The organism is Amorphus sp. 3PC139-8, from assembly GCF_040750475.1.
Taxonomy (GTDB): Bacteria; Pseudomonadota; Alphaproteobacteria; order Rhizobiales; family Amorphaceae; genus Amorphus.
This window is the reverse complement of sequence record NZ_JABJVY010000013.1, coordinates 98,690-112,121: the sequence shown is the minus strand read 5'-3', so window position 1 is coordinate 112,121 and position 13,432 is coordinate 98,690. Positions and strand designations below refer to the sequence as shown.

Below are 13,432 nucleotides of genomic sequence, written 5' to 3'. Positions count from 1 at the left end.
GTCACTGCGCCGCTTCGACCGAGGCGCCGACGGTCTGCCGGAGATAGGGCATCACCTCGCCGGCATAGAGTTCCATGTTCTTGCGGGTGAGATCCGCCGGCAGGGTACCGAACTGCAGCAACGACAGAAGGTGACCGAAGCCGATTTCCTTCTGATAGGTCTCCAGCCGCTGGCGTACCGTCTCCGGGCTGCCGCAAATGAACATGCCTTTATCGATGACGTCGTCGATGGTCTGCTTGCCGCCGATCGACGACTTCGCCTTCATCACGCCGAGCATGGACTTCAAGGAGAGATAGCCCGGCGGCAGCAGCATCTCCTTCGGCATGCGCAGGAACTTGTTCAAGAACGCCTCGATGTGGGGCTTGGCTTCCCGGCGCGCGGCCTCGTCGGTCTCCGCGATATACATCGGCACAGACCAGCCGAGCTGGTCCTCGGTCGCCTCGTAGCCGTGCTCGGCCGCCATGTCCTTATACATCTGCATATACTTGGCGAGCATCGCTACCGGCGTGAACGTCTGCAGATAGGTGTAGCGCCGGTCCGGGTGCGAGGCCCATTCGATGGTCTCGCTGGAACCCTGTGAGGGAATCCAGATCGGCGGATGCGGCTCCTGATAGGGGCGCGGCCACAAATTCACATATTGGAACTCGTAGTGCTTACCCTCGAAGGCGAACGGCCCCGTCTCCGTCCAGGCGCGGACGATCAGGTCGTGGGCCTCGTGAAAGCGTTCGTGGGACAGCGCCGGATTCGCGCTCCAGGAATGATATTCGGAGCCGATGCCGCGCACGAAGCCGGCGATGAAGCGCCCCTCGGTGATGTTGTCGACCATCGCGAACTCCTCCGCGACGGTGACCGGATTATTGAGCAGCGGCAGAGCCCGCCCCAGGATCGCGATCTTCACCTTCTTGGTGCGCCGCGCCAGCGCGCCCGCCATGACGCCGGGCTGCGGCATCAGCCCGTAGGCGGTCTGGTGGTGCTCGTTGACGCAGACGCCATCGAAGCCGAGCTGGTCGGCATATTCCAGCTCGTCGAGATAGCGGTTGTAGAGCTTCGCGCCCTTTTTCGGGTCGTAGTAGCTGTTGGGGAGCGTCACCCAGGCGGAGTTGTGGTCCTGGTCGTAGTCCGGATCGAGCTCGGAATACGGCATCAGGTGCATCAGATAGAATTTCATCACGCGGCTCCCTCGATGAAGTTGACGACCTTCGCCGTGAACTCGTTGGCCTTCTCCACGTGGGGCAGATGCCCGCACTCAGGGAAGGTCTCGAGCGCCGAGCCGGGAATGAGATCGCGATAGGCCGGACCGTAGTCCGGCGGCAGCAGCTTGTCCTCCGCGCCCCACAAGATCAGCGTCGGCACCGAAATGCGGTGCAACCACTTCTTGAGATCCGGATTGTGCATGCGCGGATGCCAGCCGAGCTTGGCCGTGGTGAGCCGGTTCTTCAGGACGACCAGCAGCTCGTCCTCGTCGGCGGGCGCCGGCACCGCCTTGGCGATCTCCTGGTTATGGAACAGGTTGTGGGTCAGCTCTTCCGGCGACCAGGTGAACATGTCGCCGCGCTTGACGCCCTGCACGTGAATGCCCGCCGGCGCCACCAGCGTCAGCGTCTTGAGCTTCTCGCAGTTGCGGGTCGCCATCTCCGCCGCGATCCAGCCGCCGATCGAGGTGCCCACCAGATGGACATCCTCAAGGCCGAACTGATCGATCAGATCGAGATAGAAGAAGGCGAGATCGCCGACATTGTCGAGCCATTCGGGCGTGTCTGAGCCGCCGAAGCCGGGATGCTCCGGCACGATCACGTCATAGCGCTCGGCCAGCGTGTCCATGAACGGGAGCCACGCGCCCGCCCCTCCCGCGCCATGCAGGAACAGCAGCGGCGCCCCCTCCCCTTTGCGCATCACCCGGATGCGACAGCCGGCGACCGTTTCCATCGTTTCGGCGTGAGCCATGCGCTCTTGCCCTCCCTTGATCGCGGCGCCGTTCGTCGGATGCGGCGCCTTTCGCAAGATTGTACACCTTTTTAGATCATATGCGTCAAGCTGCCTCAGGCAACATTCCAAAGGCTTGACGCAATAATTTCATAATATATTGTTTTATCTATATTTTTTAGCCAAAATCATTCCCTTGCCAGGTCAGCGTCTCCGAGATAAGAAATACCAAACAAGAAATGGGAGGAATGCCATGGTGATGGACCGGTTCGCCCTGGAAGGCCGGCTTGGACTGGTCACCGGCGCCGCCAGCGGACTCGGCAAGGCCGCGGCCGAAGTGCTCGCCGAGGCGGGTGCGACGGTCGTCCTCACCGATATCGACCAGGCCGGGCTCAACGCCGTTGCCGATGCGATCACGGATGCCGGCGGGCGGGCGGAGTGCGTTCCGCTCGACGTGTCGGATCGGCCGGCGATTCGAACTGCGATCGACGACGTGGTCGCACGGCATGGGCGCCTCGACGTGGTGGTCGCAAGCGCGGGCATCACCGCCGGTCCGAGCTATCGCACCGAAGCCGGCCGGATCGAAGCGATCGAAGATACCGCCTGGGACACTGTCGTCGCCGTCAACCTGTCCGGCGTGTTCGCAACGGTCCAGGCCGCATCCCGGCATATGAAATCGCAGGGCGATGGCCGCATCGTCGTGGTCGCGTCGGTCGCCGGGCTAAAGTCGGACCCGATGGTCGGCTACGCCTATGCCGCGACCAAGTCCGCCCTGGTCAATCTGGTGCGCCAGGCAGCGATGGAGCTCGCCCCGCACGGGGTGCTGATCAACGCCGTCGCCCCCGGCCCCTTCCGCACCAACATCGCCGGCGGCCGCATTCGTCAGCCCGAAATCGAGGCGGCCTTCTCCGCCCTCGTGCCGCTCGGCCGGATCGCGGATCCCGAGGAGATCAAGGGGCTCATGCTGCTTCTGGCGTCGCCCGCGTCGAGCTTCATGACCGGGACGACGATCCCGATCGACGGCGGCATGGCGGCGCGCTGAGGCATTTCCGCCCATGGGCCGCATTGCGAACCGGCATAATGATTAGTATACCTAATTAATTCACGCCGCCCCGACGCGACGATCGGGATCTCAAGACGCCGCCCGCAAGATGCGCAAGAGCGGCAGGGAGGATCATCATGAACGAACATGCGACCATCGCATCCGACGAGGCCACCCGCGCCAAGCGGCAGGATTTCTACGACCGGCTGGCACCCCACAATCTGGCTCCGCTCTGGGAGGTGCTGAAAGGGCTGATGCCGCGCGAGCCAACCTCGCAGGCCGTGCCGTTTCAGTGGCGCTACGAGGACGTGCGGCCGCTGCTGATGGAGGCCGGCGGCCTGCTCACTGCGGAAGAAGCCGAGCGTCGCGTGCTGGTGCTGGAGAACCCGTCCTTCGTGGGCGAAAGTCGCGCCACGTCCACGATCTATGCCGGCCTGCAGCTTATCCTGCCGGGCGAGACCGCGCCGGCCCATCGCCACACCGCGTCGGCGCTGCGCTTCATGCTGGAAGGCGAAGGCGCCTTCACTGCCGTCGGCGGCGAGCGCACCACCATGAAGGCGGGCGATTTCGTCATCACGCCGAACTGGGCCTACCATGATCACGGCAACGAGGGCGGCGGCCCCTGCGTCTGGCTCGATGGCCTCGATCTGCCGATGGTGCGCTTCTTCGAAGCCGGCTTTTCCGAAGGCTACAACGACAAGAGCCAGAGCCTGACGCGCCCCGAAGGGGACGCGCTTGCGCGCTTTGGCTCTGGCCTTCTGCCGCTCGACGACTCCGGGCGCCGCTACGGCCTGACGACCCCGATCTTCAACTATCCTTACGAGCGCACCCGCGAAGCGCTTGTCGCCGCGGCGAAGGGAGAAGATCCGGACCCGCATACCGCGACCACGCTGCGTTATGCCAACCCGGTCGACGGCGGCTGGACCATGCCGACCATGTCGGCCTGGATGACCCATGTCCCCAAGGGCTTTACCACCAAGCGGATGCGCTCCACCGACGGCATCGTGATGTGCGTCGCGGAAGGACGGGGCGAAATCACCACCCGCGACAAGACCTTCTCCTTCGGTCCGCGCGACGTGATGGTGCTCCCGGCCTGGGCCTGGCGTTCGGTGAAAGCCAGCGAAGACTGCTTCCTGTTCTGCCTGTCCGACCGCGTCGCCCAGGAAAAGCTCGGCTTCTTCCGCGAAGAGCGCGCCTGACCCGGTCCTTTCGTTCGTTTTCCGCGTCGGAGGGGGCTCTCCGGCGCGGCCCCTTTCTCCTGATCCTTTTCCACAAAGAGGCATCGCATGCGCTTCTGCCGCTTCGACGACGATCGTCTGGGCCTCGTCGAGGGCGACGCCGTCCGTGACGTGACGGCCGCCACCGACATTCTTCCCGCTCTGCGCTGGCCATTCCCGCGGGGAGACCAGTTCATGACCCATTTCGAGGATGTACGTCGCGAGATGGAGCGGCTTGCGCCGAGCGCGCCGTCGAAGCCGATTGCCGAGGTCAAACTGCTCAGCCCGATCGCCAATCCGGGCAAGATCGTCGCCGCGCCGGTGAACTATCAGCTCCACCTCGACGAATCGCGCGTCGATACCGAGATCAATTTCGGCAGCCACGTGCGCACCATCGAGGAATATGGCGTCTTCCTGAAAGCGCCGAGTTCGCTGATCGGCCCGGGTGAAGGCGTCGTCGCCGACTGGGCGGATCGCCGGATCGACCACGAGATCGAGCTGGCGGTGGTGATCGGCAAGCAAGGCTTCCGCATCTCCGAAGCCGATGCGCTGTCGTACGTCGCCGGCTATACGATCGGCCTCGACATGACGATCCGCGGCACCGAGGACCGCAGCTTCCGCAAGTCGCTCGACACGTTCTCCGTGCTCGGGCCTTGGGTCGTCACCACCGACGAGCTGCCCGACGCCAGCGCGCTCGACTTCGAGATCAAGGTCAACGGCGTGACCAAGCAGAAGTCGAACACCAGCCTTCTGATCTTCGACATCCCCCGGCTGATCTCCTACGCATCGAAGGCCTACACGCTCTATCCCGGCGACGTGATCATGACTGGTACGCCGGAAGGGGTGGCGCCGGTCGTGCCGGGCGACGTCATGCACGCCTGGATCGACAAGATCGGCGAAACCGAGGTCGCCGTGCGCGGCACATGGTGACCCAAGCCGCCCAGGAGGACGAGTCGGAGACGGCAGCGCCGGAGGAGGCGCTGTCGCTCGCGCCGTTGGAGGGGGTGATCGGCTTCCGACTGCGTCGCCTCCAAGGCCGATTCGTCAGCCACTGGAGCCGGCTGTTTCGCGACCTGCATCCGCAGATTACGCCGGTGCAGGGCGGTATCCTGCTGCTGGTGGAGGGCAATCCCGGCCTCACACAGGTCGGCCTCTCCCGTCTTCTTCAGGTGGAAACCCCCACGCTCCTGCAGTCCCTCTCTCCCCTGATCGAGGCCGACCTGATCGCGCGCCAGCGCTCGCCCCGCGACCGGCGTGCCTACGAGCTCCGGCTGACCGACGCCGGTCACAGCGCGGCCGACACCGTGCGCAGCGTTACGGCCCGGCACGAATCCGCTCTCCTCGGTGCGCTGACCGCGCGCGAACGAGATACCCTGCTGCGCCTGCTCGACAAGGCGATCGCGGGCGGCGAGGAGCGGTCGGGGAACCAATAGCCGGGTCGGCTGCGTTCAAGGAGCACGATCGGAGGCAGATGCGACGACCCTCCGCGTGCCTGGAACATGCAGCTCAGGGAGCGACCGCGATGGCCGGCTCGCACTTCGATTTGGCCGAATCGGCATGGCAGGCCTGGACCGATCCGGTCCATGGCCGCAACGACCGCGTGCGCTGGACCACCGCGTTCCCCGAAAGCTTCGCCCCGATGCTCGGCATCGTCGAGATCGATCCGGGCGGCATCCTGCCCTTCCACCATCACGAACCGGCGGAGATCTACCATGTCGCCGCCGGCTTCGGCGAAGTCGAGATCTCCGGCGAACGGCACCCGCTCCACCCGGGCATCACCGCCTACGTGCCCAGCGACTGCTGGCACGAGACGCGCAACACCGGCGCCGAACCGCTGCGCATTCTTTTCTTCTTTCCCGAGGTTCCGCTCCAGGACGTGGCCTATCGGTTTTCTTAAGCCGACCGGCCAAGGGGACCGGAGCGACGCTCCGAACCGTCCCAAACAAAACTCCAAAATATTGATTTTAAAAGAGAAATTGGCGCGAAATCGGCAAAATCCGTGACCCAAACGCAACACGTTGGGCAAAGCCAGCCGGTGCACGTTGACCTATGCGTCAAAAGCTGACTAGTAGAGTCAAGTTTTGTTGACGCGCCCCTCCCGTGCCGTCTGCAATCTGACAGTCAATCCATGCTTTGCATAGGTCAAGACCTCAGTCTGTCCCAGCCAGTCCACTGGCTTGACGAGACGTGCCAAGACCGTGGCGCACGACCGCCCGACACCGCGTTGGCGACAGACGACCGACCGCGACCTCGCCGGAGCGTGCCCGAAATAACCCAGGACGTCGTCATGTTCGATCCGACTGCCAACCGATCCCGTCCGGCCCTCGTCACAGCGGCCCTCGTGCTCCCGTTGACCGCGATCCCGGCCCTTGCCCAAGACGACACCATCGTTCTGGACACCATCAGCGTCGCGGCCCAGAGCAACCAGGGTCTGGTGCAGGATGGCTATGTCCCGATTTCCGGGCGTATCGGCGCCAAATCGGAAACCCCGATCGTCGATATTCCGCAGTCGATCTCGATCGTCAGCCAGAAGCAGCTGGAAGATCTGAACCCGCAGTCCGTCGAGGACGCGGTCAGCTACGTCCCCGGCATCACGGCGGGCATGTACGGCTTCGAGCCACGCTTCGATTCCTTCTTCCTGCGCGGCTTCAACGTCACCTACAACGGTCTCTACCGCGATGGCCTGCGCCAGTTCGCGGCCCCCTCCGGCCAGTTCCGCACGGAGACCTACGGCCTTGAGGCAATCGAGGTGCTGAAAGGACCGTCGGGCACGCTCTACGGCGCCTCGAGCCCGGGCGGCATCGTCAATCTCGTCACCAAGAAGCCGACCGAGCAGCCGTTCCGCGAAGTCATGATCGAGGCCGGCACCTACGACCGCATCCAGGGCAACATGGACCTCTCCGGTCCGCTCAACGAGGCCGGGACCGTGCTCTACCGCCTCACCGGCGTGCTGCGCGACGCCGACACCGAGATCAGCGGCGTGCCGGACGACCGCGTCTACATCGCCCCCGCGATCACCTTCAAGCCGACCGACGACACCACCTTGACCGTGCTCGGCGAGTACATGAACGCCACCACGGGCGGCGGCGCCTTCCCCTACAACGACGCCGACGGCGCGACCAACATCCTGCTGCACGACGACTCCTACAACGAGTTCACCCAGGACCAGTGGCGGATCGGTTACGAGTTCGAACACCGTTTCGACGAGACCTTTTCGGTCTTCTCCAACAGCCGCTACGCCTACGTCGACACCGACGAACAGTATTCGGGCATCGTGACGCTGTCGCCGCGCAGCTACTATGCCGGCCTGGTCAAGGACGAGATGAAGACGTTCGTAACCGACAACTTCGGAAAGGCGGAGTTCGACACCGGGCTCGCCAGCCACACCCTGATCGTCGGCGCCGCTTACAACTGGGTCGACTACGACGACTATCAGGGCACCGGCACCCTGCCGCGCGACGGCGCCCCGCCGATTGCCACCTGGAACGAAAGCCAGACCCAGCAGCAGTTCGGCCTCTACGCCAACGACGAGATCGAGATCGACAACTTCATCATCAATCTCGGCACTCGCTACGACTGGCTGACGGCGGAAACCAACACGGCGGCCGCAAGTCAGGTCGACCAGAACGACGAGGAGTGGACCTATCGCGCCGCCCTCTCCTACCGCACGCCTTGGGGCTTCGTGCCCTATGTCAGCTACGGCACCACCTTCACGCCGAATGTGGGCACGCTCATCACCGGCGAGCCGGCCGCGCCGACCACGGCGAACCAGATCGAAGGCGGCGTGAAATATGCCGTGCCCGGCCACAACGCGCTGATCACCGCCTCGGTCTACCAGATCGACATGGAAGACGGCGTCGTGTTCGATGCCTCGACCGGCATCAACGAGCAGGTCCAGCAGGACATGACGGCGCGCGGCTTTGAGATCCAAGGCCAGGCATCGCTCACCAATGGCCTCAGCGTCACGGCCTCCTATGCCTACACCAACGTGGAGATCAACGACGGCGCCCGCGACACCGAGGGCAACCGGCTGAACGGCATTCCCCTCCACCAAGCCTCGATCTTTGCCGACTACACCTTCCAGCAGGGCTTTGCGGCCGGGTTCGGTCTGGGCGCCGGCGTGCGCTATGTCGGCGAGAGCTACGGCGACGACTACAACATCATCGAGAACGACGCCCGCACCTTCGTCGATGCCGCCGCCCATTACGACTTCGGCTACCGCAATCCGAAGCTCGAAGGGCTCCGCTTCCAGCTCAACGCCACCAACCTGTTTGACGAGACGCCGGAAGCCTGCGCGGATGGCTACTGCTACTGGAGCCAGGGACGCACGATCATCGGCAGCCTGCGCTACCGGTTCTAGAGCCCGCCATGGCCGCGTCCCCATCCTTGTCCGAAGCCACGCCCCCGCCTCCCTTCGAGGCGAGGGCGCTCGGCTTTGAAGTCGATGGTCGCAAGATCCTCGACGCCATCGAGCTCGCGATCGCGCCGGGCTGCGTCACCGGCCTGATCGGCCACAACGGGTCCGGCAAGTCGACCCTGGTCAAGCTTCTGGCCGGCCAGCTTACGCCGAATGCCGGCAACCTCACCTATGCCGGACAGCCGGTCCGAGCCTGGCCAGAGCGCCAGTTCGCGCGCTCGGTGGCGTACCTGCCGCAGCAGGCGCCGGGCGCGACCGGCCTGACCGTGCGCGAGCTGGTTCGCCTCGGGCGCTACCCGTGGCACGGCGCGCTCGGCCGGTTCGGCAGCCGCGATCACGAGGTCGTCGACGACGCCATCGCCCAATGCGGCCTGGAGCCGCTTGCCGAGCGCATGGTCGACACGCTTTCCGGCGGCGAGCGCCAACGGGCCTGGATCGCCATGACGTTGGCCCAGGACCCGCAATGCCTGCTCCTGGACGAGCCGACCTCCGCGCTCGACATCGCCCACCAGATCGAAGTCTTGAGTCTGGTCCAGCGGCTCAGCCGCGAGCGCGGCATGACGGCCGTGGTCGTGCTGCACGATGTCAACATGGCCGCCCGGTTCTGCGACCGGCTTCATGCCCTCAAGGCCGGCCGATTGATCGCCTCCGGAACTCCTGTCGAGATCATGACGCAGGCCTCGCTCTCCGAGATCTATGGCGTGGAGATGCAGATCTTGCAGCATCCGACCCTTCAGATCCCGGTCGCGTGCGCGGGGTGATGCCATGGCCCCGGTTCGCCCGGCGCTGAGCCGCCGCGCCTTCGTCCTTGCCGGCGCCGCCTCGGCGGCAAGCGCCATCGCCGCTCCGTTGCCGGTGCGGGCCTCCGAGGGACCGCGCCTCGTTTCGCTCGACTACGGCCTCGCCAACACGGCGATGGCGCTCGGGGTCACGCCGGTCGGCGTAGCGGCCGCAGCCGGCTGGTCGAAATGGGTGGTCGAACCGCCGCTTCCCGCAAACGTCGCCGATCTCGGCATGGACCGGCTGATCAACCTGGAGCGCCTGGCCGCGCTGAAGCCGAACCTGATCCTCGCGACGCCCTACGTCGCATCCCTGCGCTCGCGGCTTGAGGACATCGCGCCGGTGCTGTCGCTCACGATTTACGCGCCCGACGGCGAACCCCTTGAGCGCGCCTACGCGGCAACGCGAACCCTCGGAGACCGGTTGGACCGAAGAGCGGACGCGGACGCTTATCTCGCCAAGGCCGATGCCGAATTCGCAGACTGGCGCACGCGCATCGCCAAGGCCCGCCCAGGCCCGGTCGTCCTGATCAATTTCATGGATGCCCGCCATGCGCGAGTCTACGGCGCCCACGCCCTGTTCCAGAATGCGCTCGACCGAATCGGCTTGAAAAATGGCTGGACGGGCCCGACCAATTTCTGGGGCTTCCAGACCATCGGACTTGAGCAATTGGCCCAGGCCGAACCCGGCTCGACCATCGTGGCCATCGAGCCGATCCCACCCGACGTCGAACCAACACTTGCCGAAAGCCCACTCTGGAATCGCCTGCCTGCGGTCGCCGCCGGTCGCTATGCGGAACTTCCCGGCGCGCTCGCCTATGGCGCCGTCCCCTCCGCACTGCGCTTTGCTCGCCTCATCACCGATCTGACTACGGCCGCCCACGGATGACGCACACCGCCCCCCTCCGGCTGCCGGTCATCGCGCTTCTGTTGTTCCTGCCGGCCGCCGCGCTCAGCCTCGCCCATCTCGGGCCGGAGCTGGCCCATCTCGGTACCGCGACCGACGGCTTCGACATCGACCGGCTCGTGCTGCTTTATTCCGATCTGCCGCGACTCGCGACCGCGCTCCTGGCCGGCGCCGGGCTCGGCCTCTCCGGCGTGTTGCTGCAGCAGGTCCTGAGAAATCCGCTCGCGTCTCCGACGACGCTCGGCCTTTCGGCGGGCGCGGAACTGGCGCTGGCGCTCGCGACGCTTTACGCCCCCGGCCTGCTGATGTTCGGGCGTGACGCCGTGGCGCTTCTGGGCAGCCTCGTCGCGGGGCTCGCGGTGTTCGCCATCGGCACACGCCGCAACTTCGCGCCCGTGGCGCTCGTGCTTGCCGGCCTGATCGTCAGCCTCTACGGCAAGGCCCTGTCGTCGCTCCTGATCCTGCTGCACGACCACTACCTGATGAGCCTGTTCATCTGGGGGGCCGGCTCGTTGCACCAGCAGGACTGGAGCATCCCGCTCGCTCTGCTGCCGCGCCTTGCCGTGCTGGCGCTCGCCGCCGCCTTGCTGATCCGGCCGCTTGGCCTGCTGACGCTCTCCGACGAGCAGGCCCAAGCCCTCGGCCTCAAGATCGCGCTCGTTCGCTGGGGCGGCGCAGCGATCGCGCTCGCCCTTGCCGCCGTCATCACCAGCGCGGTGGGCGTGATCGGCTTCGTCGGCCTGGTTGCTCCCACGATCGCCCGGATCGCAGGTGCCCGGCGCCTGTCCTCTCAGATCCTGTGGGCACCGGCGATCGGCGCCGGTCTTTTGTGGCTTACCGATGCGGTGGTGAACATGGCCGCAGGTCCGCTCGCCGCGTTCCTGCCGACCGGCGCGGTCACCGCCGTGTTCGGCTCGCCGCTCCTGCTGCTGCTGTTGCCCCGACTGAAGATCGGCGACCGCCGGGAGCCGCTTCCCACTGCGGTGGCCCGGGTCCGCAGGGCCAAGGGGCCGCTGGTTTTGATCCTGGCCACGCTCGCTCTCGTCGCCATCGCCGGCCTTGCGATCCTGATCGGGCGCGGCACCGACGGCGGCTGGGTGCTGGCCACCGGCGACGCCCTCTCCACCGTGCTGCCCTGGCGCATTCCGCGCGTGTTGGCGGCGATTGCCGCCGGTGGGATGCTGGCCGTTGCGGGCGTCATCCTGCAGCGGCTCACGGCGAACGAGATGGTGAGCCCGGAGGTCATCGGCGTCAGCGCGGGAGCCACCATGGGCCTGGCCGCCGCCCTCTTCCTCACCGCCGCGCCGACCCTGACAACCGAACTCTCCGCCGCCGCGGCAGGCGCCGCTCTCGTCCTGGTCGCGGTTCTGGCCATGGGCCGGCGCTCCGGCTTCGCCCCGGAACGGGTCGTGCTCGCCGGCATTGCGCTGACCGCCCTGCTCGATGCCCTGATCGGGCTGGTGTCGGCCTCGGGAGACCCCCGCGCGCTGCAGCTTCTGTCCTGGATCTCCGGCACCACCTACGGCATGGAGCTGAGGCCCGCGCTCGTCTCGCTCGCGCTCGCCGCCGGGTTGACAGGTGTCGCCTGCTTCGTCGCCCGCTGGCTGGACATCCTCCCGCTCGGCACGGCAACGGCGCGCGCCGTCGGCGTCGCCGTCTCTCCGGTCCGGCTGGCGCTTCTCGCCCTCGCGGTCGGCCTGACGGCAGCCGGCACGCTGGTTGTCGGGCCGCTCTCCTTCGTCGGCCTGATGGCGCCCCATGTCGCTCGCGAGCTCGGACTGCGCCGCGCCTTGCCGCAAATCATCGGCGCCGCGCTCTGCGGGGCCACCATCATGGTGGTCGCCGACTTCGTCGGCCGCAACGCCGGCTTCCCCTACGAGCTTCCCGCCGGTCTCGTCTCCGCCCTCGTCGGCGCGCCGGTCCTGCTGCTTCTTCTGCGGCGGCGGCAATGACCTGGCCGATGGCTTGTTTTCGCCCTCTATCCCCTTGTCCGTGAGTACGTGACCATGAGCGAACCAACATCCTTCGTTGCCCAAACCGTCGTCCGTCTCAGCGATCCCGCCGGGATTCTCGCCAAGATGTGCGATCACATCGCCGCTCATACCGCCGTGCGGGTCCGCTCCGACGGGGCCGAGGTCGACAGCCCGTATGGCCGGGTCGACATCGTGACGAAAACCGACGCACTTTCCGTCAAGGTCGCCGGCACCAACGCCACGGACCTTTCGGTCCTGAAGGCGGTGTTCGCCGAGCATCTCCACCAGTTCGCCGGGGACGACACCCCCGCCTTCACCTGGACCGGCGACGACGCCGCCCGGCGTGACCTGCCCTATCTCCACGAACTCGTGGTCGCCGGCGCGCAGCAGCTCACGCCGCGCATGCGCCGGGTTATCCTCAAGGGCAACACGGCAGCGTTCGACGTTCGCGGCTATCATGTCCGCGTTCTGATCGCACCGGAGGGGCGCGAGCCGGTCTGGCCGACGGCCGGCGCCGATGGTCGCACGGTCTGGCCGACGGGCCCGGACACGCTGCGCCCGCGGGTCTACACCATCCGCAGCATCGACCATGAGCGCGACGAAATCGCCATCGACGTGGTCCTGCACGACGGCTCGCCCGGTAGCGAATGGGCTCTGGATGCTGTGCCCGGCGATCGGGTCGGCCTGCTGGGTCCCGGAGGGACCGGCGCCGCGCCGAAGGCCGACGCTTACGTCTTCGCCGGCGACGAAACCGCGCTGCCCGCCATCGCCCGCATGCTGGAAGGCCTGCCGGAGACCGCCCACGCTATCGTCCGTCTGGAAATCGCCGACGCAGCGGAAGAGCAGGCGCTGGTTTCGCCCGCCACTCTCGATCTTGCCTGGCTGCATCGAGACGGGGCGCCGGCAGGCACCACCGACTATCTCGACACCGCCGTTCGGGCGCTCGATTGGACCGCCCTGCCGGAGAACACCTACGTCTTCGCCGCAGCGGAACAAACCACCACCCGCGCGATCCGCAGCTTCCTTGATAAGGACATCGGTTTCCAAAAGAGCCGGCGCATGGCAGCGGCGTACTGGCGCCTCGGCGCGGTCGGCGACGACGAGTAGTCCTCACGCGGCCTTTGGATAGAAAAAGCCCGCCGGGAAATCCCGACGGGCCGCTTCTGTTTAGAAA

The 13,432-nt window shown here is 66.3% G+C and carries 12 protein-coding genes; 10 read left to right on the top strand and 2 right to left on the bottom strand.

The window, feature by feature from the left end; genetic code table 11:
- Position 1 precedes the first annotated feature (1 nt).
- Both HNS03_RS13915 and HNS03_RS13910 read right to left on the bottom strand, forming a co-directional pair.
- Entirely contained in the window at positions 2-1,168 is a 1,167-nt protein-coding gene (locus tag HNS03_RS13915) for an LLM class flavin-dependent oxidoreductase (protein WP_367196106.1), read from the bottom strand.
- The gene (locus HNS03_RS13910; RefSeq protein ID WP_367196105.1) at positions 1,168-1,944 is read right to left on the bottom strand and encodes an alpha/beta fold hydrolase; all 777 of its coding nucleotides are present in this window, start codon (positions 1,942-1,944) and stop codon (positions 1,168-1,170) included. The genes HNS03_RS13915 and HNS03_RS13910 overlap by 1 nt, the downstream gene beginning before the upstream one ends.
- Positions 1,945-2,176: 232 nt before the next feature.
- On the opposite strand from HNS03_RS13910, the gene HNS03_RS13905 reads away from it, so the two are divergent.
- The 10 genes from HNS03_RS13905 to HNS03_RS13860 all read left to right on the top strand — a co-directional run bounded on the left by HNS03_RS13905 (position 2,177) and on the right by HNS03_RS13860 (position 13,365).
- Positions 2,177-2,965, top strand: coding sequence for an SDR family NAD(P)-dependent oxidoreductase (locus HNS03_RS13905; protein ID WP_367196104.1), 789 nt, complete (start codon positions 2,177-2,179; stop codon positions 2,963-2,965).
- Positions 2,966-3,102: 137 nt separating this feature from the next.
- Entirely contained in the window at positions 3,103-4,164 is a 1,062-nt protein-coding gene (gene gtdA, locus HNS03_RS13900; protein WP_367196103.1) for a gentisate 1,2-dioxygenase, read from the top strand.
- An 87-nt stretch (positions 4,165-4,251) separates the two neighbouring features.
- The gene (locus tag HNS03_RS13895; protein ID WP_367196102.1) at positions 4,252-5,112 is read left to right on the top strand and encodes a fumarylacetoacetate hydrolase family protein; all 861 of its coding nucleotides are present in this window, start codon (positions 4,252-4,254) and stop codon (positions 5,110-5,112) included.
- The gene (locus HNS03_RS13890; RefSeq protein ID WP_367196101.1) at positions 5,106-5,615 is read left to right on the top strand and encodes a MarR family winged helix-turn-helix transcriptional regulator; all 510 of its coding nucleotides are present in this window, start codon (positions 5,106-5,108) and stop codon (positions 5,613-5,615) included. Before HNS03_RS13895 ends, HNS03_RS13890 begins: the two co-directional genes overlap by 7 nt.
- 89 nt (positions 5,616-5,704) lie before the next feature.
- A complete protein-coding gene (locus tag HNS03_RS13885) occupies positions 5,705-6,079 on the top strand; it encodes a cupin domain-containing protein (RefSeq protein ID WP_367196100.1) in 375 nt (124 codons plus the stop codon).
- A gap of 390 nt (positions 6,080-6,469) precedes the next feature.
- The gene (locus HNS03_RS13880; RefSeq protein ID WP_367196099.1) at positions 6,470-8,542 is read left to right on the top strand and encodes a TonB-dependent siderophore receptor; all 2,073 of its coding nucleotides are present in this window, start codon (positions 6,470-6,472) and stop codon (positions 8,540-8,542) included.
- Positions 8,543-8,550: 8 nt separating this feature from the next.
- Positions 8,551-9,360, top strand: a complete 810-nt coding sequence (locus HNS03_RS13875; RefSeq protein WP_367196098.1) for an ABC transporter ATP-binding protein — start codon at positions 8,551-8,553, stop codon at positions 9,358-9,360.
- 4 nt (positions 9,361-9,364) lie between these two features.
- Complete coding sequence (locus HNS03_RS13870; protein ID WP_367196097.1) at positions 9,365-10,267, top strand: iron-siderophore ABC transporter substrate-binding protein; 903 nt, start codon at positions 9,365-9,367, stop codon at positions 10,265-10,267.
- Entirely contained in the window at positions 10,264-12,237 is a 1,974-nt protein-coding gene (gene fhuB / locus HNS03_RS13865; RefSeq protein WP_367196096.1) for a Fe(3+)-hydroxamate ABC transporter permease FhuB, read from the top strand. Before HNS03_RS13870 ends, fhuB begins: the two co-directional genes overlap by 4 nt.
- Positions 12,238-12,291: 54 nt before the next feature.
- Positions 12,292-13,365, top strand: a complete 1,074-nt coding sequence (locus tag HNS03_RS13860) for a DUF2218 domain-containing protein (RefSeq protein ID WP_367196095.1) — start codon at positions 12,292-12,294, stop codon at positions 13,363-13,365.
- Positions 13,366-13,432 lie beyond the last annotated feature (67 nt).